Raw genomic sequence first — 25,815 nt, 5'->3', positions numbered from 1 at the left:
GAGGAGGACGCACCGATGGACATCCTACAGACGCAAGGCTTGCACCACATCACGCTGATGGGGGCGGGGCGGCAGGCCACGATCGACTTCTGGGAGGGCGTGCTCGGCATGCCCTTCGTGTTCGAGCAGCCCAACCTCGACGACCCCGACCAGGGGCACCTCTACTTCGATCCCGGCGACGGGCGGATGATCACGATCTTCACCAGCGAGGCGCGCGGGCAGGAGCATTCCCGCACCCCCACGGGTGCGGGCTGCGTCCACCACATCGCCTTCGCGGTCAGCCAGTCCACCTACTGGGGGCTGAAGGAGAAGCTCGAGGCGCGGGGCATCGGCAACTCCGGCGAGAAGGACCGGGGGTTCATGAACTCGATCTACTTCAAGGACCCGCTGGGGCTCCTGATCGAGCTGGCCAGCTACCGCTTCGAGCCGCCCGAGGGCGCGACCCACGCCGACGTGCTGTTCGAGGCCCACGGGATTCGCGTGGACGCCGGCGACGACCACATCGCCGACGCGCATCTGGCGGAGGCCATCGTGCGCCTGTCGCGGCGGAACCGCCGCTCGCTGAGCGAGGACCGCGGGCCGAAGGACCCCTACGGCAAGGCCTGACCGGGCCGCCGGCGGCGGGCGCCTTGCGCGCGGGGCGGGGGCTGGCTACCCCCGCCCCCGGAGGACCGCGCCCCATGTTCAACAGCTTCGGACACCTGTTCCGCGTCACCACCTGGGGCGAGAGCCACGGCCCCGCGCTCGGCGCCACCGTGGACGGCTGCCCGCCGGGCATCCCCGTGGACGAGGCCGCGCTCCAGCACTGGCTCGACCGCCGCAAGCCGGGGCAGTCCAAGCACACCACGCAGCGCAAGGAGCCGGACGCCGTCGAGATCCTGTCGGGGGTCTTCGAGGGGCGTACGACCGGCACGCCGATCCAGCTGACCATCCGCAACACCGACCAGCGGTCCAAGGACTATGGCGAGATCGCCGAGAAGTTCCGCCCCGGCCACGCCGACATCACCTACTGGCAGAAGTACGGCATCCGCGACTACCGGGGCGGCGGCCGCTCCTCGGCGCGCGAGACGGCGGCGCGCGTGGCGGCGGGGGGCATCGCGCGGGCCGCGCTGGCCGAGCTGGCGCCCTCCTTGCGGATCACCGGCTACATGACCGCGATGGGCCCGCTCGACGTCGACCCCGCGCGCTTCGACTGGGACGAGATCGGGCGCAACGACTTCTGGTGCCCCGATGCCGAGGCGGCCAAGGCCTTCGCGGACCACCTCGACTGGCTCCGCCGGGACGACCACAACTCGGTCGGCGCCATCGTGGAGTGCACCGCGCGCGGCGTGCCCCCCGGCCTCGGCGCGCCGGTCTACGCCAAGCTCGACACCGATCTGGCGGCGGCGATGATGTCGATCAACGCCGTGAAGGGCGTCGAGATCGGAGAGGGGATGCACGCCGCGCGCCTCACGGGGCGCGACAACGCCGACGAGATCGCGATGGGGCCGGACGGGCCGGAGTATTCCTCGAACCACGCGGGCGGCATCCTGGGCGGCATCTCCACCGGGCAGGACGTGGTGGTGCGCTTCGCGGTGAAGCCGACCTCCTCGATCCTCTCCGAGCGGCGGACCGTCACCAAGTCCGGCGAGGACACCACGCTGGTCACCAAGGGCCGCCACGATCCTTGCGTCGGCATCCGCGCCGTGCCCGTGGCCGAGGCGATGATGGCCTGCGTGCTGCTCGATCACCTGCTCCTGGACCGCGGCCAGACGGGCGGCGTGCGGGGGCAGATCGGGTAGGGGGTGGCGCGCTTCGCCCCGGCCTTGCGCCGGGGCCTCCGGTGGCCGTGCGCGCTTCGCTCCGTGACGGAGGCGCCAACGGCCGCCGGAGGCCCCGGATCAAGTCCGGGGCGTGAAATCGGGAACGGCCCGCCCCGGCCTTGAGCCGGGGCCTCTGCGTGCAACGGGCGCTTCGCTCCGCAGTGGAAGCGTCAATGGCGGACGGAGGCCCCGGATCGGGTCCGGGGCGTGACGAGGCTCAAACGTATGCGCCCCGGCCTTGAGCCGGGGCCTCTGCCCGCAACGGGTGCTTCGCTCCGCAGCGGCATCACCAACGGCCGCCGGAGGCCCCGGATCGGGTTCGGGGCGTGGCCCGCCCCCTCACGCGCTCTCCCGCACCGCCGCTTCGATCCCGAACCGCGCGGCCACGTCCGGCGCATAGCGCGCGAGGTCCGTCCGAAGCCTCAGCAGCGCCTCGTCCTTGCGCTTGGCCTCCAGCATCACGTCGAACTCGAGGTGCGCGGCATCGCGCATGAAGCGGATGAACTCGAAGGGCTGCACGAAGTCGGCGTGGCCGGTCCAGATCGGGGGCGCCTGCCCGGCGACCTTCTTGCCCGTCTTGCGGTCCTTGCGCTCGATGGTGCGCATCTCGGTGCGGGGGGAGGAGAAATGCATCTTGGGCCGCTCGCCCTCGGGCCACGTGGCGAGGCAGGCGGCGAAGGTCTCGACGAGGTCGGCGTCGGGCTCGTGCAGGCACCAGAAGTGCTGGTGGTCGAAGATCAGCCGCACGCCGGTGCGCTCGCTGATCCACAAAGTGTCGGCGGCCGAGAAGCGCAGGTCGTCGTTCTCCAGCACCAGACGGCGCCGAACCGGCTCGGGGCAGCGGTCCCAGTTGCGGACCCAGCGCTCGCGCGAGGCGGCGCGGTCCTCGTAGACGCCGCCCACGTGGGTCACGACCACCGCCTCGGGGCCCATCCCCATGAGATCGAGCATCCGCGACTGGGACAGCAGATCGTTGATGGAGCGGTCCACCAGCCCGTCGTCGGGCGCGTTCAGCAGCACGAACTGCGAGGGGTGGAACGACAGCCGCACGTCGAGCGCGCGGGCCTTCGCTCCCACTTCCGCCAGCCGCTCGGCGCTCTCCTCCACCATGCCGTGGAACTGCGGCATGTCGGGATGCGTGGCGTAAGGCGCGAGGTCGGAGCTCATGCGGTACATGCGCACGCCGAGCTTCGCGCAGTGGTCGAGGATCTGGTCGACGTAGTCCAGCGAGACATGGAGGTGCGGCGCGTTCTGCCACCGCCGGGTGTCGTTGGACTTGAGGTCGGGGCGGCCGAGGACCTTGACCGGGATGCCGAGGCGGAGGGGGGTGTCGTGGATCATGGGGGGGCAACGGGCGGGGCGCCGTGCCGTTCCACGCGAACCTTCCCGCGGGCCCGGCGTTGCCCGCCCATGACCGATGCCTCCCGCCCCCTCGACGACGAATGGATCGACGCCGCCCGCGCCCGCTTCCGCGCCTTCGCCGACGGGCTGGACGGCCCGCCGCTGATCCTGAGCCACGACGACGCCGACGGCCTATCCTCGGGCGCGCTGCTGGCGCGGGCCTTCGCACGGCGCGGGGCCATGCCGGACGTGCGGCTGGTGGGCCGCGGGCGCAACGCCTGGTCGGATGCCACCGCCGCCGAGGTGGCCGAGGCGAAGGCGCCGGGCCTCGTGGTCTCGGACCTCGGGATGCGGGGCCGCGTGCTTCATTCCCGCATGGCCGTGGTCGACCACCACGTGCCCACGGGGACGCCCGAGGGCGCCTGCGTGGTCCACGGCTACGGACTGGACCCCACGCCCTCCTCGTCGCTCTTGGCGTGGTGGTGCGCGCAAGGCTTGGGCGAGGCCGACGACCTCCTGTGGCTCGCCGCCGTGGGGCTGATCGGGGATCTGGGCGACAAGGCTCCGTTCGACGCCATCCCGCTCGCCAAGAAGCGCTTCGGCGCGGGCAAGCTGCGCGAGCTGACCACGCTGGTGAACGCGCCCCGCCGCTCGGCCTCGGGCGACGGGACGCCGGCGCTGCGCCTCCTCCTGGCGGCGGACGATCCCGCCGACGCCCTCTCGGGCCGCCACGAGGGGCTGGAGGCGTGCCAGGCGGCCCGCGAGGAGGTGAAGGCCGCGCTCGCCGAGGCCCGCCGCCAGCCGCCCCGTTTCGGGTCGCGCTACGGCGGCACCGTGGCGATGGTCCGGATCGACAGCCCCTGCCAGGTGCATCCGGTGGTGGCACAGAGCTGGGTCGGGCGGCTCAAGGCCGACTTCGTGCTGGCAGCCAACTTCGGGTACCTGCCGGGGCAGGTGGCGATGTCGGGGCGCGCGCGGGGGGACGCTGACCTCGTGGCGTTCCTGCGCCGGCACCGTCCCGAGGGCGCCGATCCGCTGCTCTACGGCAACGGTCACCGGCGCGCGGCGGGCGGGACGCTGGGACCGGAGGCGTGGAACGCGCTGGTCGAGGACCTGGGCTTCGGGCCGGAGATGCGGGCGTAGGGGGCGATGCCCCGCCCCGGCCTCGCGCCGGGGCCTCGGGGTGCCATCGACGCTGTTCTGGATGGTGGAGCGGAAGGCGTGCCGGCCGCCCGCTCCCTCAGCGACCGCGTCGCCCGCTGCACCCGGAGCCACGCCCCGGCTCAGGGCCGGGGCGTGGCTCCGGTCACCGCCGCCCCCCGCGCGCCCATCCGCGAGACCTGCACCGCCAGGATGCCTCCCGCAATCACTGCCACGCCCACCGCGTCCACCGGCCCCATGCGCTCGCCGAGGAGGAGGGCCGCGATCACCACGCCGAAGAACGGGTTGAGGAAGTGGAACGTGGCCGCCGGCGTCGCGCCGATGCGGGCCACCAGCCGGAACCAGATCCACGTGGCCAGCAACCCCGGCACCAGCGTCGTGTAGGCCAGCGCCGCCACAAGCGTCGGCGTCCACGTCACGTCCCACACTTCCGTCGCCAGCCCCACGGGCAGGAGCGCCAGCGCCCCCACCAGCATCTGCAGGCCCACCACCATCAGGAGGTTGCCGCCCCCCGACGCGCCGCGGACGGCGAGCGTGGCCGCCGTGAGGGCGACGACGCCGAGGATACACAAGGCGAGGCCCAGCGGGTCGGCCCCGCCTTCCAGACGCGTGCCGAGGATCAGGAGCACGCCCACCGTGCCCGCGAGCAGGCCCGCGACGCCGAGGAGCCGCGTGCGCTCTGAGAACAGCACCCAGTTGGCGAGGGCGACGAGGAGCGGGAGCGTCGAGGCGACGATGGCGGCCAGCGAGGCCTCGATCCACTGCATCGCCACGAAGTTGAGCCCGAGGTAGAGCGCGTTCTGGCATATCCCGAACACGACCACCGCGCGCCACTGGCCCCGCGTCAGGCGCATCCGCTCGCCGATGGCGAGGGCGATCAGGACGCCTAGGGCTCCCGAGATGGCGAAGCGCAGGGCGAGCGACAGGATCGGCGGGGCCTCGGCCACGATGATGCGCGCCGAGGTGAAGGCCGACGACCACATGAGCGCGAACAGGAGGCCGAGGACAAGGGCGCGGAGATCCATGCGTCCCTTGGGCCGGATCGCGCGTCGGGAGGCAAGGCCCCGCGGCGGGACGCGGCCATGCGCGGATCGCGTGCCGGGGCGGGCGCACGAAGAAAGGGGCCGCGCATGGCGCGGCCCCTTCGCGTCCCGCGGGGCGGGATCAGCTGTTGACGCTGTCCTTCAGGGCCTTGGCGATGGTCATCTTCACCACCTTGTCGGCTTCCTTCTTGAACTGCTCGCCGGTGGCCGGGTTGCGCACCATGCGCTCGGGGCGCTCGCGGCAGGCGATCTTGCCGACGCCGGGCAGCGTCACGGCACCGCCGTTCGACACCTCTTCGGTGATCACGTCGGTCAGCGCCTCGAGTGCCGCGGTCGCCTGCTTCTTGTCGCTGTCCATCTTCTCGGCCAGCGCGGCGACGAGCTGCGTCTTGGTCAACGGTTTCTGCGCCATTCGGCTTTCCCTCCGGAGGAATCTAACGATTTCTTCAGGAAACCCTACTCCGGGCTTCCGAGGCACCACAACACGCGATCTTGTCGCAAAATGCTGCGAATCGTGGGCATTTTGCATCACAGGAAGGCGGTTTCCTCGAAACTGCGCAGCTTTCGGCTGTGCAAACGCTCCAGCGGCATCTCCCGGAGGCGCTCCATGGCGCGCACGCCGATCAGCAGATGGCGCGCCACCTGCGTCTTGTAGAACTCGCTGGCCATGCCCGGGAGCTTCAGCTCGCCGTGCAGCGGCTTGTCGGAGACGCAGAGCAGCGTGCCGTAGGGCACCCGGAAGCGGAAGCCGTTGGCGGCGATGGTGGCCGACTCCATGTCGAGCCCCACGGCGCGCGACTGGCTCAGGCGCTGCACCGGGCCGGAGTGCTCGCGCAATTCCCAGTTGCGGTTGTCGATGGTGGCCACGGTGCCGGTGCGCATGATCCGCTTGAGCTCGTAGCCTTCCAGCTGCGTGACCTCGGCCACGGCCTGCTCCAGCGAGACCTGCACCTCGGCCAGCGCCGGGATCGGCACCCAGACCGGCAGGTCGTCGTCGAGCACATGGTCCTCGCGCAGGTAGGCGTGGGCCAGCACGAAGTCGCCCAGGGACTGCGAGTTCCGCAGGCCCGCGCAGTGCCCGACCATCAGCCAGACGTGGGGGCGCAGCACTGCGATGTGGTCGGTAGCCGTCTTGGCGTTCGAGGGGCCGACGCCGATGTTGACCAGGGTGATGCCCTGCTGGCCCCGCCGCGACAGGTGATAGGTGGGCATCTGCGGCATCTTCGCCGGCTCCACGATCGGCGCGTCGGGGTCCTCGGCGGTGACGACCTGGTTCATCGGCCCGACCAGCGCGTCGTAGCCCGACGCGGGGTCGCGCAGCGCCTCGCGGGCGTAGGCGATGAACTCGTCGATGTAGAACTGGTAGTTCGTGAACAGGACGTGGTTCTGGAAGTGCGCCGGGTCGGTGGCGGTGTAGTGCGCCAGCCGCGCCAGCGAGTAGTCCACGCGCTGCGCCGTGAAGGGGGCCAGGGGCCGGGCGCCGTCCTCGTAGTGGAAGCCGGTGCCGTTGACGATGTCGTCGTTGGTGGACTCGAGGTCCGGCACGTCGAACACGTCGCGCATCAGGAAGGGCAGCACCCCGTCCTGCGGCACCTCGAGGGCGGTGTCGCTCAGCACCGCGAAGTGGATCGGGATCGGGGTGCGCGACCAGCCCACTTGCACCGGCACGTCGTGAGAGCGGATCAGCAGGTCTACCTGCTGGGTGAGGTAGCCCTCGAACAGGTCGGGCCGCGTGATCGTGGCGGCGTAGTGCCCCGGCTCGGCCACGTGGCCGAAGCTGAGGCGCGAGTCGGCGCGTCCGAACGAGGCGGTGACGATGCGGATCTCGGGGTAGAAGGCGCGGTAGCGGCAGTCGGGCATGCCCTCGGTCACGGCGCGCTGGAAGTGCTCGCGCAGGAAGCCCGTGGCCTCGGCGTAGAGCGCCTGCAGCGCCGCCACCGCCTCGGCGGCGTCGGTGTGGGCGGTGTGCTCGCGCGAGTCGGGCGCGCAGATGGGCATGAAGCGCTTGTCGGTCATGGGGTCTCGAGAAGGTCGGTGATCTGGAAGCGGCGCACGTCCACGAGGCCGAGGTCGCTGATGCGAAGCTCGGGGATCACGACGAGCGCCAGCAGCGAGTGCTGCATGAAGGCGTTGTTGAGCGCGCAGCCCGCGGCGCGCATCGCCGCGCCCAGCGCGTCGGCGGCGGCGGCGACCTCGGCGGCGGGGCGGTCGGACATGAGGCCCGCGACGGGCAGGGGCACGAGGGCGCGCTCGGCGCCGTCCGCCCAGAGCGTGGCGCCGCCCCCCACCTCGCCGAGGCGGTTGGCCGCGGCGGCCATCATCTCGGGGTCGGTGCCCACCACGATCATGTGGTGGCTGTCGTGGGCCACGGTGGAGGCCAGCGCCATCGCGCCCCGGTAGCCGAAGCCCTCCACGAAGGCGTTGACCACGCCGCCGGTGCCGCGGTGGCGCTCCACCAGCGCGATGCGGCAGACGGCGCCCTCGGGCTCCACCAGCCCGCCGCGCACCGGCAGGTTGCGCTGGAGGGCCTTCGTGGGCGCTTGGTTCTCGACCACGCCGATGACGTTCGCGCGCACCGTGGTCGCGCCTTCGGGGGCTGGGACGGCGAAGTCCGCGGCGGCGAGGCGCTTGCCCAGATTCACGGTCGCGCGCGCATCCTCGGGCCAGTCGCCGTGGGGGCAGGGCGCCACGAGCCGCCCGTCCTCGGCCACGGTACGGCCCATGGCGATGACCCGCTCGGCGCGGAAGTCCTCGAGCGAGGCCGTGAGCACGCAGTCGGCCCGGCGCCCCGGCGCGATGGCGCCGATCTCGCGGGCCAGCCCGAAGTGCTCGGCGGCGTTGATGGTGCACATCTGCAGCGCCACGAGGGGGTCGCAGCCGCACTGGATCGCGTGGCGCAGCACGCGGTCCATGTGGCCGTCGTTCACCAGCGTGCCCGAATGGCAGTCGTCGGTGCACAGCACGAAGCCGCGCGGATCGAGGCCGCGCTCGGTGACGGCGGTGATCTGCCGCTCCACGTCGTACCACGCCGAGCCGAGGCGCATCATGGAGCGCATGCCCTGCCGCACCCGCGCCACGGCGTCGTCCTCGCATGTGCCCTCGTGGTCGTCGGCGGGGCCGCCGGCGGCGTAGGCGTGGAACGCCGGCCCGAGGTCGGGCGAGGCGTAGTGCCCGCCGATGGTCTTGCCGGCACGGGCAGTGGCGGCCATCTCGGCCAGCATCTTCGGGTCGCCCGCCACCACGCCGGGGAAGTTCATCATCTCGCCGAGGCCTATGACGCCGGGCCAGCCCATCGCCTCGGCCACGTCCTCGGGGCCCAGCTCGTGGCCCGTGGTCTCCAGCCCCGGCGCCGAGGGCGCGCAGGAGGGCATCTGCACGAACATCGAGCAGGGCAGGCCGCGCGCCTCGTCGTGCATCAGGCGCACGCCGCGCAGGCCGAGCACGTTGGCGATCTCGTGGGGGTCGGTGAACATCGCCGTCGTGCCGTGGGGGATCACGGCGGCGGCGAACTCGGCCGGGATCAGCATGCCCGATTCCACGTGCATGTGCGCGTCCACAAGGCCGGGGACCAAGAGGCGCCCGCCGGCGTCGATCACCTCGGTGCCCTCGCCGATGCAGTGCGCGGCGTCGGGGCCGACGTAGGCGAAGCGGCCGCGGGCGATGGCCACCTCCCACTCCACGACCTCGCGGGTCTGCACGAGCGCCACGCGGGCGCCCCGGATCACGGTGTCGGCGGGGCAGCGTCCGGCGGCCACGGCGACGAGGTCGGCGGCGCAGTCGGGCCAGGAGGGAAGGGTCTCGGGCGTCATGGCGCAGGGTGTCACGCACGGCGGGGGCGTGCAACCGGAGCGGCCCGGGGGCGTTGGGGGCGCATGGCACGGCCCGACATCGTCTTCTACGCCGACGACCGCCCCGGCATCACCCGCCGGCGGGCGGGCCGCGGCTGGAGCTACCGCGCGCCCGACGGCACCACGATCGACGATGCGGCCGAGCGGGCGCGCATCGACGCGCTGGCCGTGCCGCCCGCCTACGAGGACGTGTGGATCTCGCCCCGGCGCCGGGGGCACCTGCAGGCCACGGGGCGGGATGCCAAGGCCCGCAAGCAGTACCGCTACCACGACCTGTTCCGCGCCTGGCGCGAGCGCCAGAAGTTCGACGAGCTGCCCGCCTTCGGCGAGGGGCTGCCGCGCCTGCGTCGCCGGGTCGCCGAGGCGCTGCGCGGCGAGGCGGGCGAGCGGGACTTCGCCATCGCCGCCGTGCTGCGCCTCATCGACCGCCAGAGCATCCGCGTCGGCGCCCCGATCTACGCCCGCCTCAACGGCACCCAGGGCGCGACCACGCTGCGGGCGCGCAACCTGCGGCTCGACGACGGCGGCGTGCGGCTGCACTGGAAGGCCAAGGGCGGCATCCGCGTGCGCCGGCGCCTGTCGGACCGCACCCTCGCGCGCGCGCTGGAGCAGCTCTCGGAGCTGCCGGGCGCGCCCCTGTTCGAGTGGATCGAGGGAGGCGAGCGCCACGCCGTGCGCGCCGAGCACGTCAACGACTGGCTGCGCGAGGCCAGCGGCGTGGACGGCGCCTCGGCCAAGACGTTCCGTACCTGGAACGGCTCGGTCGCGGCCCTGGAGGCGGCGCTTGAGGCGGGCGAGGACGTCACCGTGAAGGCGATGGCGGACGCGGCCAGCGCGCGGCTCCACAACACGCCCGCCGTGGCGCGCAAGAGCTACGTGCACCCGGACGTGATCGCGCTGGCAGAGCGATGGCGCCCGCTGGACGCACCCGAGGGGCCGGACGGTTTGCGCGTGGCGGAGCGGTCGCTGCTGGGGTTGATCGGTTAGGGGAGCGCGTCACACGCCCCGGACTTGATCCGGGGCCTCTGCCCGCGACCCGCGCTTCGCTCCGCAAGGGTAGCATCGACGTCGGCCGGAGGCCCCGGATCGAGTCCGAGGCGTGCCGGGAATGCTTCCTACCGCCGCTCCACCCGCGCCGGCGCCGCGCCCTCGCGGGGCCAGACGACCTCGCCTTCGGGCGCGCCCTCCAGATCCTCGCCGCGCAGGTCCACGGTGACCACGAAGGGGCCGCGCGCGAAGCGGAGCTGGCCCTCGGGGGCTTCCAGCGGCTCGTACCCGGAGGCGAACGCCTCCGGCTCGTCGCGGCGCAGGCGCAGGAGCGTGCGCGTCAGGTCCATCTTGCGCCGGTCGAAGGCGCGCATCTCGCGGCGGCGGGCCAGCGCGTCGAAGTCCACGGCGGCGCGGTTGTCGGGGTCGGTCAGCAGGTGCGAGCCGACCTCGGTGCCTTGGTAGATGTCGGGGATGCCGGGCACGGTCAGCTTCAGGGCCGCCTGCGCTAGCGCCAGCCCGTCGGCACGCTTCGCCAGCGGCTTCAGGGCATCGGGCAGGGGGTCGAACCGCTCGGCGGCCTCCAGCGCGCCCTCGATGATGCGCGCCTCGAAGGTCTCGTTCGGAGCGGCCCAGAAGGTGCGCCGCTTGGCCTCGCGCATGGCCTTCTCCATGTGGACCGGCAGGCGCTCGGCGAGGTCGCCGTCGGGCTGCGCGGCGAAGGCCGACTGGGCGAGGTACCAGCGCCACGGGTGCGGCAGGTCGGGCACGAGCTCCAGGAGCATCTCGCGCCCCTCGGGCTGGTGCGACAGCGCCATGATCCGCGCGCGCGCGTCCTCGGAGCGCTTGGTGTCGTGGCTGGAGGTGAGCGTGAGGCCGTGGGGCATCTCGCGCGCACGCCGCTCCATCGCGGCATGGAAGCCGGCGGCGTCCAGGGCAGGGTGGTCGGGCTCGGCGCCCACCTCGTTGGCGGCGAGATAGGGCACGTAGCGGTAGAACGCCGTGTCCTCCTGCGCCTTGGCGATGGCCGCCCCCGTGAGTTGCTGGAGCCGCAGGCGCAGCTCGGGGTTGGCGGTATCGGTCAGCAGGTCCGCGAGGTCGGGCAGGGCGCCGGGATGGGGGAAGCGACTGGCGGCGCGGACGGCGGCGTCGCGGATCAGCGCGGCATCCTCGTCCCCGACGGCGTCCAGCGTGGTGTAGGTGCGGTAGCGCGGGAAGGCGCGGATGTAGGCCAGCAGCGCCTCGCGCCAGGCGGCGCGGCCCCACTCGCCACCCGTGACATCGGCGAGGTCGGCGAGGCGCTCGATCTCGAACTGCAGCTCGGTGGTGACGATCTGGGTCTTGGCGTCGTCCCGGGCGCGGGCGAAGGGCGCCCAGCCCTCGGCCAGAGCCTCGGCGCCGGCGCCGTCGGTCAGCACCTGCGAGATGGCGCGGCCGGCGACGTAGCCGGTGGTGCCCTCCACGGGCCAGGCGGGGGGCAGGCCCTCGTCGCCGGTGAGGATCTTCTCGATCCAGACCGGGGTGCCGGGCAGGCGGGCGTGCAGGCGGTCGAGGTACTCGGCCGGATCGGCCAGCCCGTCCACGTGGTCCACGCGAAGGCCGTCCACGATGCCCGCCTCGACCAGCTCGAAGGTCAGGCGGTGGACATCCTCGAACACCGCCTCGTCCTCGACGCGCAGGCCGATGAGGCCCGTCACGGTGAAGAAGCGCCGGTGCGAGATGGCCGAGGCCTCGGTGCGCCAGTGGGTCAGGCGCCAGGGCTGCGCGGCGTGGACCGCGCGCACGTCCTGGCCCTTCTCGGCCGGCACGGCGAGGGGGATGCGCAGGCCCGGCGCGGCGATGTGGTCGCCGTCCACGGTGATCTCGCCCGCGCTCGCCAGCGCCTCGAAGCTGTCGCTCAGCCACGGCAGGCGCAGGCGCCGGCGGCTCCAGTCGATGTCGAAGTGGTGGGCGTAGCGGCTGTCCTGCCCGTGGCGCAGCACGTCCATCAGCCAAGGCGTGTCGGGGCCGAACGCCATGTGGTTGGGCACGATGTCGAGGATCAGGCCGAGGCCCGCGGCCTTCAGCGCCTCGGAGAGGGACTCCAGCCCCTCGCGCCCGCCCAGCGAGGGCTCGATCTCGTTGGGGTCGGCCACGTCGTAGCCGTGGGTGGAACCCGAGGCCGCGGTGAAGATCGGCGAGAGGTAGAGGTGCGACACGCCGAGGTCGGCGAGGTAGGGCACCAGCGTCTCGGCGCGGGCGAAGTCCATGCCCTCGCGCAGCTGCAGGCGGTAGGTGGCGGTGGGCAGGGCGGTCATGCGTTGGGCCTCGGGCGCGCGTCGCGCATCAGCGCGGTGATGCGCCGGAAGGTGGGATGGTCCGCGACGTCGTCCACGGCCACCGGCGCGCGGGGGCGCCAGTTCGGGTAGCCGTCGGTGGTGCCGGGCATGTTGGTGGGCCGGTCGGGGCCCACGAGGTCGGCCAGCCGCACGCCGGCCAGCAGGCAGGGCGTGGCGGCGATGAAGCGGTGGGCCGCGTCCAGCATGGCCTCGGGCAGCGCGTCGGCCGCGGCGTCCACGTCGGCGCCCATCGCCTTCGCCAGCTCCCGGCGCTCCCATACCCGGTGCTCGCGCTGCTGGGCTGCGGCGCCCTCGGAGATCAGCCCGTTCTCGGCGCGCAGGCGGATGTCGTCGCCGCGCCACCACCCCGCGAGGGGCGGCAGGTCGTGGGTCGACAGGCACGCCATGGCGGTGCGGGGGTAGGCGTCCGGCCCATGGAACCCGCGCTCGTCCTGCTCGAAGTAGACGATGCGGTAGGCCAAGACGTTGGCCTCGGCCATGGCATCGCGGAAGCCCTCGGGCACCCAGCCCAGATCCTCGCCGATCACCACGGCGCCCGAGCCGTTGGAGCGCGCGGCGAGGGTGCGGAGCAGGGCCTCCATGGGGTAGCGCAGGTGGGTGCCGTTGGCGGCGGGCTCGCCCTTCGGGATCAGGAAGAGCTGCCAGAGCGCCATGGCGTGGTCTATCCGCAGCGCGCCCGCGTCGCGGAGCTGCGCCTCGATCATGGCGTCGAAGTCCCCGTGACCGCCGCGCGGCGAGGGGGCGGCGAGCTGCCAGTTCTGGCCGTCCTCGGAGAACACGTCGGGCGGCGCGCCCACGGTCACGCCCTCCAGCGCGTGGGCCGTACCCGACCACGTGGCCGAGCCGTCCAGCGCCTCGCCCACGGCGAGGTCGAGGTAGAGCCCGAGGCGCATGCCCGAGCCTTCGGCCGCGCGCTGGGCGGCGGCGAGCTGGGTGCGGGCGATCCACTGGAGCCACTCGTGGAAGCGGATGTCGTCCTCGTGCGCCTCGGCGTGCTCGCGCACCTCAGGGGCATCGGGGCGATGGAAGGCCTCGGGCCAGCCGAGCCAGCCGCCGCCGAAGCGGTAACTGAGCGTCTCGAACAGGGCGTGGAGGCGCAGGGCCTCGCCCTCGCGCGCGCGGAAGGCGTCGAAGTCCGCACTCTCCGCGGCGGCGTCGAAGGCGGCGCGCAGGGCCGCAAGCTTCGCCTTGGCCACGGCGACGTAGTCCACCTCGTCGCCGTCGGGCAAGCCCTCGGGGCGTGGGCAACCCAGAAGGTCGGGAGCGATGTAGAGGGGATTCAGGAAGCGCCGGTTCGAGGGCGAGAAGGGCGAGGTGTGGCGCGGCTCGGCGGTGAAGAGCGCGTGCACCGGGTTGATGCCGAGGAAGTCGGCCCCCGCCGCGCCGCAGGTGCGCGCGAGCACGGCGAGGTCCGCGAAGTCGCCGATGCCCCAGTTCCGCGCCGAGCGCAGCTCGTAGAGCTGGCCGAACACGCCCCAGCCGGGCGCGTCGCGCAAGGACTGCGGCAGGAAGCAGCGCCCGTCCTCGGGCACCCGCATCTCGGTGGCGGCGGGCGGACCCTCGGGGGTGCCCACTGGGTCCACGCCGAGGTCGCGCAAGAGTAGGCGGAGCGTGGCGTCGGGCACGGGCCGGCCCTCGTAGGCGAGGGTCAGGCCGTGATGTCGGGCGAGGTCGTGAAGGCTCATGCGTCCACCGCGAAGAGGGTCGAGTTCGGGGCACCCATCGTGGGCCCGGTGAGGTGGATCGTCTCGCCCGACACCGGCGGCATCGCCACGGGGTGGTGGGCGAAGTTGGCGCGGACCTGCAGGAGGCCCCCGCCGAGGCGCCAGTCCACGGCGATGGCCTCGCGGTCGGTGTGGAGCCGCCGGCCGGCATGGGGCCGGGTGCCGGGCAGCAGCGGCGCGATGCGCTCCAGCCGCAGGGCGATCAGCTCTCGCGTGCGGGCCAGCGCGTCTTGGTGATCGCCCTGCTCGGCGCGCGCCCAGTTCAGCTTCGAGGCCTCGAAGGAGGAGCGCTCGATCGGGTCGGGCACGGCGCCCTCGAAGCCCACGAACGAGGCGAACTCCCGGCGGCGGCCCTCGGTCACGGCCCGGGCCAGGTCGCCCTCGAAGTCCGCGAAGAACAGGAACGGCTCGGTCGCGCCCCACTCCTCGCCCATGAACAGGAGCGGGATGCCGGGCGAGAGCAGCAGCAGCGCCTGCAGCGCATCGAGCCGCGCGGCGGGGGCGAGCTTCGTCAGCCGCTCGCCGATGGCGCGGTTGCCCACCTGGTCGTGGTTCTGGAGGAAGTTCACAAAGGCCTCGGGCGGCAGGTGCCCCGAGGGCTTGCCGCGCGCCTCGCCGCCCGGCCCGGTCTCGCCCTGGTAGGCGAAGCCCTCGGCCACGGCGCGGGCGAGGTGGCCCACGGGGTCGTCCGCGAAGTCGCCGTAGTATCCTTCGGTCTCGTCGGTGGCGACCACGTGGGCGGCGTTGTGCCAGTCGTCGTTCCACTCGCCGTCCATGAGCGGCGTGGCACCGTCCTCGCCCCGCTCGTGAAGGTAGGTGACGTTGCGGTTGTCCTCGGTCATCAGCCAGGCGTCGGGGACGCGCTGGCGAATCTCGCGTGCCATCTCGGTCAGCACGTCCGGGTCCGAGGGGTCGACCACGTGGTCGATGGCGTCCATGCGCAGGCCGTCGATGCGGAAGTGCTCGAGCCAGTAGAGCGCGTTCTCGATCGCGAAGCGGCGCACGGGGGCGCGGGTGTAGTCGATGGCGGCGCCCCAGGGGGTGTGCCGCGCCTCGTCGTAGAAGCCGGGGGCGTAGGCGCCGATGTAGTTCCCGTCGGGGCCGAAGTGGTTGTAGACCACGTCCATCATGACCTTCAGCCCGCGCCCGTGTGCCTCGTCCACCAGATGGGCGAGGTCCTGGGGCGTGCCGTAGGCCTCGTGGGGGCAGTAGAGCAGCACGCCGTCGTAGCCCCAGCCGTGGCGGCCGCCGAACTGGGCCACGGGCAGGATGTCGATCGCCGTCACGCCGAGGTCGACGAGGTGGTCGAGCTTGGCCACCGCGGCGCGGAACGTGCCCTCGGGCGTGAAGGTGCCCACGTGCATCTCGTAGATCACCGCCTCGTGCCAGGGGCGCTCGGGGTGGGGGTGGCGGAAGCGGTGCTCGGCCTCGGCCACGACCGAGGCGCCGTGCACGTCGCCCGCCTGCCGCCGCGAGGCGGGGTCGGGCACGGCGGTGCCGTCTGGCAGCACGAACAGGTATTCCGTGCCCGCGGGCGCGTCGAGCGTGGCCGAGAACCAGCTCTCGCCCTCGGCCTGCATGGCGTGGTCGGTGCCCGCCACGCGGACCTGCAGGGACGCGACGCCCGGCGCCCAGAGGCGGAACCGGGTGCCGCGGTCGGTGGGGACGGCGCCCCAGGAGGGCAGCGTGCTCATTCGGCGGCCTCGAACAGGATCAGCGACCGGGACTCGAGCGGCACCTCGCCCTCCACCGGCTCGCCCTTCGGGTCGGGCGTGGCGAGGTCGGCGGCGGTGTCCACCAGACGGTGCCAGCGGCCCTCGGGCAGGTGCAGCTCGCGCGGCTCGGGCCCGGCGTTCATGGCGAGGTAGAGCGTGCGGTCGGCCTTGCCGTGGAACGAGATGGCCACGGCGCGGCGCTCGGGATCCTGCCAGATGTCGGGATTCATGTCGTCGCCCTGGATGCGGTGCCAGTGCACGTAGCGACCCTCGGGGTTGCCGTTGCTGTCGTGGAGGAACCGCTCGTAGGTCAGCATCGGGCGCGACTGGCGCACGGCGATCAGGCCGGCGGTGAAGTCGACCATGGGGTCGTCCACGCCGTCCCAGTCGAACCAGTTCATCTCGCCGGGCTGGCAGTAGGCGTTGTTGTTGCCGTGCTGGGTGCGGCCGTACTCGTCGCCCATCAGCATCATCGGCGTGCCTTGGCTCAGCATCAGCGTGGCCATGAGGTTGCGCCGCTGGCGGTCGCGCAGGGCGTTGATGCCCTCGTCGTCGGTGGCGCCCTCGTGGCCGTGGTTCCACGACAGGTTGTGCGAGTGCCCGTCGCGGTTGCCCTCGCCGTTGGCGTCGTTGTGCTTGTCGTTGTAGCTGACCGTGTCCATCAGCGTGAAGCCGTCGTGGGCGGTCACGAAGTTCACGCTCGCCTGGGGGCGGCGGCCGTCGTGCTCGAAGGTCGAGGCCGAGCCGAGCAGCTTGTCGGCCAGCGCGGGCGCCTGGCCCGCGTCGCCCTTCCAGAAGGCGCGCACGGTGTCGCGGTACTGGTCGTTCCACTCCGACCAGCCGGGGGGGAAGTTGCCCACCTGGTAGCCGTCGTTGCCGGTGTCCCAAGGCTCGGCGATCATCTTGGCCTGCGAGAGCACCGGGTCCTGCAGCACCGCGTCGAGGAAGGCGTGGTGCGGGTCGAAGTGGTCGCGGCGGCGGCCCAGCGTGGAGGCGAGGTCGAAGCGGAAGCCGTCGACGTGGCAGTCCTCGACCCAGTAGCGCAGGGAATCGAGCACCATCTGGTTCACGCGCCGGTTCGACAGGTTCAGCGTGTTCCCGGTGCCCGTGGTGTCGTAGTAGTAGCGCGGATCGTCGCCGAGCATGTAGTAGCTGGCGTTGTCGATGCCGCGGAAGCTGAGCGTCGGGCCCATCTGGTTGCCCTCGGCGGTGTGGTTGTAGACCACGTCGAGGATCACCTCGATGCCGGCGTCATGCAGGCGCCGGACCATCACGCGGAACTCGTCGAGCGCGCCGGGCTGCATCAGGTAGCGGGTGGCGGGCGCGAAGAAGCCCATGGTGTTGTAGCCCCACCAGTTCACCAGCCCCCGGTCCAGCAGGTGCCGGTCGTCCGGGAAGTCGTGGATCGGCAGGAGCTCGATGGCGGTGATGCCGAGGCGCTTTAGGTGGGCGATGGTGCCGGGCTGGGCGAGGCCCTCGAAGGTGCCGCGCAGGGGCTCGTCGACGTGGGGCGCGGACATGGTCATGCCGCCCACGTGGGCCTCGTAGATCACGGTTTTCGACCAGTCGGTGCGGGGCCGCCGGTCGGCGCCCCAGGACGAGGCGTCGGGCGTGACCACGCACTTGGGCATGGAGCGCGCGCTGTCGCGGCGGTCGAAGCTCAGATCCTCGCGGGGCGAGCCGACCTTGTAGCCGAACAGGCTGTCGTGCCAACGCACCTCGCCCGAGTGGGCGCGGGCGTGGGGGTCGAGCAGCAGCTTGTTGGCGTTGAAGCGATGGCCCGCCTCGGGGGCGTAGGGCCCGTGGACCCGGTAGCCGTAGAGCTGGCCGGGCCGCACGTCGGGCAGGTACCCGTGCCAGACCTGGTTGGTGTACTCGGGCAGCGCGATGCGCGCCGTCTCGCGGCGGCCGTCGCGGTTGAACAGGCACAGTTCGACCTTCTCGGCGTGGGCCGAGAACAGGGCGAAATTGGTGCCGGCCCCGTCCCAGGTCGCGCCGAGACGCGCCCCCGAGCCGGGTTCGATGCGGTGTGCGGAAGACATGGGGGAGGGCCTCAGTCGGAGTCGTCGGTTGCGGGCGTCAGGATCAGGGTCGCCAGCGGCGGCAGGGTGAGCGAGGCCGACACGGGCTGTCCGTGCCATTCCGCGCCGTCGGCCGTCACAAACCCGCCGTTGCCCGATCCGGTTCCACCGTAAGTTGTGGCATCCGAATTCAGCGCCTCGCGCCACCGGCCGGCGGAGGGCAGGCCGACGCGGAAGTCCTCGCGCAGCACGGGCGCCATGTTGCAGATCACCGCCACGGGCGGCGTGCCTTCGTGGCCGAGGCGCAGGAAGCTGAACACGTTGTTGTCGGCGTCGCCGCCGTCGATCCAGCGGAAGCCCTCGGGGTCGCAGTCGCGGGCATGGAGCGCGGTCTCGCCGCGATAGACCGCGTTCAGGTCGCGCACGAGGCGCTGGATGCCCGCGTGGCGCGGGTCGTCCAGCAGGTGCCAGTCGAGCGAGGCGTCGAAGTTCCACTCCCGCTCCTGGGCGAACTCCGAGCCCATGAAGAGCAGCTTCTTGCCCGGGTGCGTCCACATCCAGCCGAGATAGGCGCGCAGGTTCGCGAAGCGCTGCCAGTCGTCGCCCGGCATCCGGCCCAGGAGCGAGCCCTTGCCGTGCACCACCTCGTCGTGGCTGATCGGCAGGACGAAGTTCTCGGTGAAGGCGTAGTGGAGGCCGAAGGTCATCTTGTCGTGGTGCCAGCGGCGGTTGACCGGGTCCTCGCCGATGTACTGGAGCGTGTCGTGCATCCAGCCCATGTTCCACTTGAAGTCGAAGCCGAGGCCCCCCTCGTCGGCGGGGCGCGACACGCCCGGGAAGGCGGTGGATTCCTCGGCGATGGTGTGGCCGCCCGTGCGCGCGCCCACCTGGCGGTTCACGTCCCGCAGGAAGTCGATGGCGTCGAGGTTCTCGCGCCCGCCGTAGCGGTTCGGGATCCACTCGCCGTCGTTGCGGCTGTAGTCGAGGTAGAGCATCGAGGCGACCGCATCGACGCGCAGGGCGTCGACGTGCAGCTCGTCCAGCCAGTAGAGCGCCGAGGCGCGCAGGAAGTTCGCGACCTCGTTGCGCCCGAAGTTGTAGATCAGGGTGTTCCAGTCCTTGTGGAAGCCCAGGCGCGGGTCCTCGTGCTCGTAGAGCGCGGTGCCGTCGAAGCGCGCCAGCCCGTGCTCGTCCGAGGGGAAGTGCGCGGGCACCCAGTCCATGATGACGCCGACGCCGGCGCCGTGGAGGTGGTCCACCATGGCGGCGAAGTCCTCGGGCTCGCCGAAGCGCACCGTGGGCGCGAAGAGGCCGATGGGCTGGTAGCCCCAGGACGGCGTGTAGGGGTGCTCCGAGAGGGGCAGGAACTCCACGTGGGTGAAGCCCATGTCCGCCACGTACTCGGCCAGGAGCGGGCCGACCTCGCGGTAGCTCAGCAGGCGGTCCCCGTCGCCGCGGCGCCAGGAGCCCAGGTGCACCTCGTAGATCGAGACCGGCTTGCCGCGGAGGTCCTCGCGTCCCTTGGCGCGCCAGTCCCCGTCCTGCCACGCATGGGCGAGGGGGGCGGCCACGACCGAGCCGGTCGAGGGCGCGTGCTCCATGCGGAAGGCCATCGGGTCGGCCTTCAGCGGCAGCACGTCGCCGTGCACGCCGACGATCTCGTACTTGTAGACGTCGCCGGGGGCCACGGCGGGCACGAACAGCTCCCACAGGCCGGCGCCGAGACGGCGGCGCAGGGGGTGGCGGCGGCCGTCCCAGGCGTTGAAGTGGCCGACCACGCTGACGCGGCGGGCGTTGGGCGCCCAGACCGCGAAGGCGGTGCCCTGGGTGCCCTCGTGGGTCATGGGGTGGGCGCCGAGGCGCTTCCACAGCTCCTCGTGGCGGCCTTCGGCCACGAGGTACTCGTCGGTCTCGCCCAGGACGGGGCCGAAGCGGTAGGGATCGTCGCGCTCCCACTCGTGCTCGCCCGCGCGGCACCGCAGGCGGTAGGCGAAGCGGTCCTTCGCCTCGGGAAAGGCCAGGTGGAACACGCCCTCGGGATGCACGCGCTCCATGGCGCCGAGGGACTTGCCGTCGGCGCCCAGCACCACGACCTCGCCCGCGTCGGGGGCGAACACGGTGATGGCGTGACCCCGTTCGGCGGCGTGGAGGCCGAGCGTGGCGAACGGATCGCCCAGACGCCCGCGCACGATGGCCTCGAGGGTGCCCGCGTCGATCGGCGGCGCGGCGGGGGCGGCCGGCTTCGACGCGGCGGCCGCGTCGGGCTTCGCCGATGCCGCGGCGGCGGGGGCCTTGGGCTTCGCCTTCGCGCCCGTCGTCTTGGCAGGGGCCTTCGCGGCGCGCGGCTTCGGGGCGGCGCGCTTCTTGGGCGCGGGCGCCGCGGCGGCTTCGGCCTCGGGGGCCTTCGGATCGGCTGCCCTGGCGGAGGCCTTCGCTGCGCGCGGCTTGGCGGGGGCGCGGCGGGTCTTTGCGGGGGGTGTCTTCTTGTCGGTCATTGGTCGTCCAGTACTGACAGCATCCCGCGCAGCGGGACGTCGATCCAGGCGGGGCGGAAGCTGCGCTCGTACTCCACCTCGTAGGCGCACTTGCGCAGCAGGTGCAGGTCGAGCAGCGCGCGCTCGAAGTCGGGGTCGGTGGGGCGGATCGGGGCGTCGCCCACGGTGGCGCGCCACGCATCCAGGAAGGCGCCCGCCGTGGCGGAGCGCCACTCGGCCACCTGCTCCATGGCGCGCGCCTCGTCGGCGCCGCCCTCGATGCGGCGCGCGAGCGCGGTCCACAGCGCGTAGTCGAAGCTGCGGAGCATGCCCGCCACGTCGCGCAGGGCGGACGACTTGGCCTGCCGCTCCTCGAGCGAGCGCGAGGGCTCGCCCTCGAAGTCGATGATGGCCAGGTCGCCCTGCGCCACCAGCACCTGCCCGAGGTGGTAGTCGCCGTGGACGCGGCTCAGCGCGCCCGAGGGCTGCATGGCGCCCACGCGCTCGATCCGGTCGAGGATCTCGGCGCGGCGGCCCAGCACCGCCTCGGCGTGCTCGCGCGCCTCGGGTCCGAGGTCGGCGGAGGCGAGGCGGTCCAGCGTGGCCGCCACCTCGGCGTGGGTCTCGCGCACGAGGGCGTCGAGACCCCCGCGATCCAGCGGCTCGGTGCCGAAGGCTCCCGCGCCGGAGGCGAGCGCGAGGTGCATCTCGGCGGTGCGGACCCCGAGCAGGGTGCCGAGGTCGAGCGCGCCCACCATGAGCGGGCGCCCGTCGCCCTCGTGGCCCACCTCGCGGGCCTCCATCTCGCGGTCCAGCCCTTCGGTCACGAAGCTCCAGGCGTCGCCCTGGTTGGGCACGAACTCGGAGGCGGCGGCCAGCACGGTCTCGGTGCCGTCGCCCGCTTGCCAGACGATGGTGCCCAGGAGGCGCGGCGTGCCGGTGAACTGGGTCTCGTTGGTGAGGAACCGGCCCACCTCGATGTCGGGCTGCAGCCCGCCGCGCAGGCGGCGGTAGAGCTTGAGCACGAGCCGGTCCGAGAAGGCCACGGACGCGTTGGACTGCTCGGCGCCCAAGAGGCGCGGCTCGCCCGCCTCCTCATCGCCGGGCAGGTCGGTGCCCTCGAAGCGCAAGACGCCGCCCTCGCCCTCGATCACGGCGCCCTCGCGCATGGCGGCGAGCAGGGCGCGGGCCATCTCCTCGTCGGAGGCCCCGTCGCGCAGGGCGCCCACCTTGTTGGTGCGGCGCAGCTTGGCGAGCGTGGCGGGCAGCTTGGGCGAGAGCGACAGCGCCGCCTCGTCCCAGACCGCCGAGAGCGGCAGGAAGTAGCTCTGGGTCTCGCCGCCCGTCTCGACGTCGGCGATGGCGAGCGCGTGGCGCCCCTCGGCCAGCTCGCCCAGGGTCCGCAGGCGGACCGATCCGGCGCCGGCGTCCTTGCCGGCGAACCAGCGCTGGAGGCCGACGTACTGCGGCAGGCTCTGCTGCTCGAACTGGCGCGCCTCGCGGCCCGTGAGCGCGGTCGACAGGCGCCCGTCGCGGGTGGTGAGGGTCACGAAGTCGGGCAGCACCGGCGTGTGCGGCGTGTGCCACTCGGGAGCCTCCTCCTCGGAGGCGAGCAGGAACCAGTAGAACCCGTAGGCGGGCAGGGTCAGCATGTAAGGCAGGTCGCCCACGGGCGGGAAGGGCGACTGGCCCACCAGCTCCACGGGGACGCGGCCCCGGTAGCGGCTCAGGTCGATCTCCACGGCCTGGGGCGCGCGGGAGAGGTTGGCGACGCAGAGAACCGCCTCGTCGCCCTCGGCGCCGGGCTCCGCGTCGCGGCTCCGGCGCACGTAGGCCAGCACCTTGCGGTTCGCGGGGTAGAGCAGGTCGATCTCGCCGCGGCCGAACACGTCGTGCTTCTTGCGCACGGCGACCATGCGGCGGATCCAGTTGAGGAACGACGACGGCGAGGCGGCCTGCGCCTCGACGTTCACGGCCTGGTAGCCGAACACCGGGTCCTGGATCGCGGGCAGGTAGAGCCGCTGGGGGTCGGCGCGGCTGAAGCCGGCGTTGCGGTCGGCCGACCACTGCATCGGCGTGCGCACGCCGTCGCGGTCGCCGAGGTAGATGTTGTCTCCCATGCCGATCTCGTCGCCGTAGTACATGATCGGCGTGCCGGGCATGGACAGGAGCATCGAGTTCAGGAGCTCGATCTTGCGGCGGTCGTTGCGCATCAGGGGCGCGAGGCGCCGGCGGATGCCCATGTTGATGCGCGCCCGCTTGTCGGAGGCGTAGGTCTCCCACAGGTAGTCCCGCTCCCGGTCGGTCACCATCTCGAGCGTCAGCTCGTCGTGGTTGCGCAGGAAGATGCCCCACTGGCACTCGTCGGGAATCTCGGGGGTCTGGCGAATGATGTCGGTGATGGCGTGGCGGTCCTCCTGGGCCACGGCCATGTACATCCGCGGCATCAGGGGGAAGTGGAAGCCCATGTGGCACTCGTCGCCCTCGCCGAAGTAGGGGCGGGTGTCCTCGGGCCACTGGTTGGCCTCGGCCAAGAGCATGCGCCCCTCGTAGTGGGCGTCGAGGTCGCGGCGCATGGCCTTGAGGACCTCGTGGGTCTCGGGAAGGTTCTCGTTGTTGGTGCCGTCGCGCTCGACGAGGTAGGGGATCGCGTCGAGGCGCAGCCCGTCCACGCCTTTGTCGAGCCAGAAGTGCATGACGTCGAGCACCGCCTCCATCACGGCGGGGTTGTCGAAGTTCAGGTCGGGCTGGTGGTCGAAGAAGCGGTGCCAGTAGAACTGGCCGGCCACCGGGTCCCAGGTCCAGTTGCTGTCGTGGGTGTCGTTGAAGATCACCCGCGTGGTGTCCATCCACTTCGAGGGATCGTCGGACCAGACGTAGAAGTCGCGCTCGGGGCTGCCCTTGGGCGCGCGGCGGGCGCGCTGGAACCACTCGTGCTGGTCCGAGGTGTGGTTGATGACCAACTCGGTGATAACCTTGAGACCCCGGGCGTGCGCCTCGTCCACCAGGCGCTGGAAGTCGTCCATGTCGCCGTACTGGGGGTTCACCGCCTTGAACTCGGCGATGTCGTAGCCGTCGTCGCGCAGGGGCGAGGGGTAGAACGGCAGCAGCCACAGCGCCGTGGCGCCGAGGCTCTGGATGTGGTCGAGGCGGCCCATCAGGCCCTTGAAGTCCCCGATCCCGTCGCCGTTGGAATCCTGGTAGGCCTTCACGTGGCACTGGTAGATCACCGCGTCCTTGAACCAGTCCGGGCGGTCGAACTTGGCCTCCTGCGGGGCGATCTCGGGGACGGGTGCGTTCATCGGGTGCCACCTCCGGGGGGCGTGATCTTCCAGATCGCGTAGGGCCGCTCCTGCGGGTCGAGGCGCAGCACGTGGTCCTTGCCGTGCCACGTGAAGCGGTTGCCGTGGACCAGGTCCTCGACCTCGACGCTGGCGGCGTCGGGCAGGCCGAACTCCCACAGCGGCACCTCGAAGCCGAACTCCGCGCCCGCGTGGGGGTCGAGCAGCACGTGGAACAGCACGTAGCTGCCCGAGGCCGGGTCCATGCGCCCGTAGTAGAGCACGCGGTCGTCGTGCGCCGCAAAGAACTTGAGGTTGCGGAAGTCGCGCATCGCCGGCTGCTCGCGGCGCACGCGGTTGATCAGGGCGACGTCGTCCTTGATGTGCCCCTCGGCGTCGAAGTCGCGGGGGCGCAGCTCGTACTTCTCGCTGTCGAGGTACTCCTCCTTGCCCGGCATCGGCGCGGCCTCGCAGAACTCGAAGCCCGAGTAGAGGCCCCAGGCGCCCGAGAGCGAGGCGGCCAGGATCGCGCGGGTGCGGAAGCCGGGGCGCCCCGACGTGTGGAGGAACACCGGGTTGATGTCGGGCGTGTTGACGAAGAAGTTGACGCGCATGTAGTCGCGGCACTCCTCCTGGGTCAGCTCCGTGAGGTACTCGGTCAGCTCGTGCTTGGTGTTGCGCCAGGTGAAGTAGCTGTAGCTCTGGTTGTAGCCGATCTTGGCGAGCCGCTTCATCACCTTGGGCCGCGTGAAGGCCTCGGCCAGGAAGATCGCGCCGGGGTGATCGCGGCGGACCTCGGCGATGATCCACTCCCAGAACGGGAACGGCTTGGTGTGGGGGTTGTCCACGCGGAAGGCCAGCACGCCGTGCTCGGCCCAGAAGAGGAACATGTCGAGGACCGCGTGCCAGAACGGCAGGTTCGGCGCCCCGTCGTCGAGGTAGTAGCGGAAGTTGACGATGTCCTCGTAGCGCTTCGGCGGGTTCTCGGCGTACTTGATGGTCCCGTCGGGGCGCCACTCGAACCACTCGGGATGCTCGGCGATCCAGGGGTGGTCGGGCGAGGCGTTCAGCGCGATGTCGAGCGCGATCTCGAGGCCGGCATCGCGGGCCGCGTCCACGAGGTGGTCGAAGTCGTCTAGCGTGCCCAGCTCGGGATGCACCGCCATGTGGCCGCCCTCGGCGGAGCCGATGGCGTAGGGCGAGCCGACGTCGCCGGGCTCGGCCGTCAGGGTGTTGTTCTTTCCCTTGCGGTTCTTGGTGCCCACCGGGTGGATGGGCGGGAAGTAGAGCGTGTCGAAGCCCATCCCGGCGACGTACGGCAGGTGCGCCTCCACGTCGCGGAAGGTGCCGTGGGCGCCGTCCCGGCCCAGAGAGCGGGGGAACAGCTCGTACCAGGCGGCGAAGGCGGCGGCCTCGCGGTCGACCCAGACGGGCACGTCGCCGGACTTGGACAGGTTCGCGCGGGGGCCGATGCGGGCCATCAGCGTGGCGGTGTCGGGCGACAGGAGGACACCCGCGGCGTCCTCGCCCTTCGCAACAGAGCGCAGCGCCTTGAGCGCCTTCGCGTCGTCGCCCCGCGCCTTGGTCTCCGCCAGGATGGCGCGGGCCTCCTCGACCTCCACGGCCACGGACTGGCCGGCGGCGACCTTCTTGGCGGTGTCGCGGGCCCAGGTGGCGAAGACGTCGCGCCAGGCCTGGATGCGGAAGCGGGCGGGGCCGGGGCCGTCGAAGCGCACGGTGGCGCGCCAGCGGTCGTTCATGTCGTGCGCCATGGGCGTCTCGCCCGCGGGCGTCACCACGGAGGCGCCGAGCACCTCGTGGCCGTCGGCGAAGATGTCGGCGGCGACCGCGACGGGCCAGCCGGCGACCACCTTCGCGGCGAAGCGGCCCGCATCGACGCAGGGCTCGATCGCCTCGATGGCGAGACGGGTGGCGGCCAGGGCGCGGGGCGGATCGGGGCGTTCGGCGCTCATGCGCGGAAGGTTCGCAACTTGGGCGAGCAAAACATCGGATGTCCTCCCTCGACGTGATTCGTTAGCGCTCTCATTCGGCGCCTGTGAACTCGGACCCCAACGAAAG

General features: G+C 72.3%; 16 protein-coding genes. 4 read left to right on the top strand and 12 right to left on the bottom strand.

The annotated features are described in order from the left end of the window. The first annotated feature begins 15 nt into the window (after window positions 1-15). The gene (locus tag K3554_RS01645; protein WP_259942722.1) at window positions 16-606 is read left to right on the top strand and encodes a VOC family protein; all 591 of its coding nucleotides are present in this window, start codon (window positions 16-18) and stop codon (window positions 604-606) included. 74 nt (window positions 607-680) lie between these two features. Next, window positions 681-1,781, top strand: a complete 1,101-nt coding sequence (gene aroC, locus K3554_RS01640) for a chorismate synthase (RefSeq protein ID WP_259942719.1) — start codon at window positions 681-683, stop codon at window positions 1,779-1,781. 360 nt (window positions 1,782-2,141) lie between these two features. Here the strand turns inward: aroC and uvsE are convergent, their stop codons facing one another. Next, window positions 2,142-3,143 carry a UV DNA damage repair endonuclease UvsE gene (gene uvsE, locus K3554_RS01635; protein WP_259942717.1) on the bottom strand — a complete coding sequence of 334 codons (1,002 nt, stop codon included), beginning with the start codon at window positions 3,141-3,143 and terminating at the stop codon, window positions 2,142-2,144. Between the two features lie 69 nt (window positions 3,144-3,212). On the opposite strand from uvsE, the gene K3554_RS01630 reads away from it, so the two are divergent. Continuing rightward, entirely contained in the window at window positions 3,213-4,286 is a 1,074-nt protein-coding gene (locus K3554_RS01630) for a hypothetical protein (protein ID WP_259942715.1), read from the top strand. A 140-nt stretch (window positions 4,287-4,426) separates the two neighbouring features. On the opposite strand, the gene K3554_RS01625 is transcribed toward K3554_RS01630, so the two are convergent. The 4 genes from K3554_RS01625 to K3554_RS01610 form a co-directional block, all read right to left on the bottom strand. Further along, entirely contained in the window at window positions 4,427-5,329 is a 903-nt protein-coding gene (locus K3554_RS01625) for a DMT family transporter (protein WP_259942713.1), read from the bottom strand. 139 nt (window positions 5,330-5,468) lie between these two features. Further along, entirely contained in the window at window positions 5,469-5,759 is a 291-nt protein-coding gene (locus K3554_RS01620; RefSeq protein WP_259942711.1) for an HU family DNA-binding protein, read from the bottom strand. Between the two features lie 116 nt (window positions 5,760-5,875). Continuing rightward, on the bottom strand, window positions 5,876-7,363 hold the full coding sequence (locus K3554_RS01615) for an AMP nucleosidase (RefSeq protein WP_259942709.1): 1,488 nt from the start codon (window positions 7,361-7,363) through the stop codon (window positions 5,876-5,878). Further along, window positions 7,360-9,156, bottom strand: coding sequence for an adenine deaminase (locus tag K3554_RS01610; RefSeq protein ID WP_259942708.1), 1,797 nt, complete (start codon window positions 9,154-9,156; stop codon window positions 7,360-7,362). Before K3554_RS01610 ends, K3554_RS01615 begins: the two co-directional genes overlap by 4 nt. Window positions 9,157-9,219: 63 nt before the next feature. Between K3554_RS01610 and K3554_RS01605 the strand changes: the two genes are divergently transcribed. Next, window positions 9,220-10,182 (top strand): DNA topoisomerase IB, encoded by a 963-nt coding sequence (locus K3554_RS01605; protein ID WP_259942707.1) that lies wholly within the window; start codon window positions 9,220-9,222, stop codon window positions 10,180-10,182. A 128-nt stretch (window positions 10,183-10,310) separates the two neighbouring features. Here the strand turns inward: K3554_RS01605 and treY are convergent, their stop codons facing one another. The 7 genes from treY to K3554_RS01570 are packed head-to-tail and all read right to left on the bottom strand — an operon-like array spanning window position 10,311 to window position 25,709. After that, complete coding sequence (gene treY / locus K3554_RS01600) at window positions 10,311-12,479, bottom strand: malto-oligosyltrehalose synthase (RefSeq protein ID WP_259942705.1); 2,169 nt, start codon at window positions 12,477-12,479, stop codon at window positions 10,311-10,313. Further along, window positions 12,476-14,206, bottom strand: coding sequence for a 4-alpha-glucanotransferase (malQ, locus tag K3554_RS01595; RefSeq protein ID WP_259942703.1), 1,731 nt, complete (start codon window positions 14,204-14,206; stop codon window positions 12,476-12,478). Before malQ ends, treY begins: the two co-directional genes overlap by 4 nt. Continuing rightward, window positions 14,203-15,939: a malto-oligosyltrehalose trehalohydrolase gene (gene treZ, locus K3554_RS01590; protein ID WP_259942701.1), complete on the bottom strand. Its 1,737-nt coding sequence runs from the start codon at window positions 15,937-15,939 to the stop codon at window positions 14,203-14,205. The genes malQ and treZ overlap by 4 nt, the downstream gene beginning before the upstream one ends. Then, window positions 15,936-18,002, bottom strand: coding sequence for a glycogen debranching protein GlgX (glgX, locus tag K3554_RS01585; RefSeq protein WP_259942699.1), 2,067 nt, complete (start codon window positions 18,000-18,002; stop codon window positions 15,936-15,938). The genes treZ and glgX overlap by 4 nt, the downstream gene beginning before the upstream one ends. An 11-nt stretch (window positions 18,003-18,013) precedes the next feature. Then, window positions 18,014-20,476, bottom strand: coding sequence for a 1,4-alpha-glucan branching protein GlgB (gene glgB / locus K3554_RS01580; protein WP_259942697.1), 2,463 nt, complete (start codon window positions 20,474-20,476; stop codon window positions 18,014-18,016). Further along, window positions 20,473-23,757 carry a maltose alpha-D-glucosyltransferase gene (treS, locus tag K3554_RS01575; protein ID WP_259942696.1) on the bottom strand — a complete coding sequence of 1,095 codons (3,285 nt, stop codon included), beginning with the start codon at window positions 23,755-23,757 and terminating at the stop codon, window positions 20,473-20,475. The genes glgB and treS overlap by 4 nt, the downstream gene beginning before the upstream one ends. Further along, on the bottom strand, window positions 23,754-25,709 hold the full coding sequence (locus K3554_RS01570; protein WP_259942693.1) for an alpha-1,4-glucan--maltose-1-phosphate maltosyltransferase: 1,956 nt from the start codon (window positions 25,707-25,709) through the stop codon (window positions 23,754-23,756). Before K3554_RS01570 ends, treS begins: the two co-directional genes overlap by 4 nt. Window positions 25,710-25,815 lie beyond the last annotated feature (106 nt).

The organism is Jannaschia sp. W003 (assembly GCF_025144335.1).
Taxonomy (GTDB): Bacteria; Pseudomonadota; Alphaproteobacteria; order Rhodobacterales; family Rhodobacteraceae; genus Jannaschia.
Note: the sequence above shows the minus strand (reverse complement) of the source record. Positions and strands in the feature narration are given on the sequence as shown.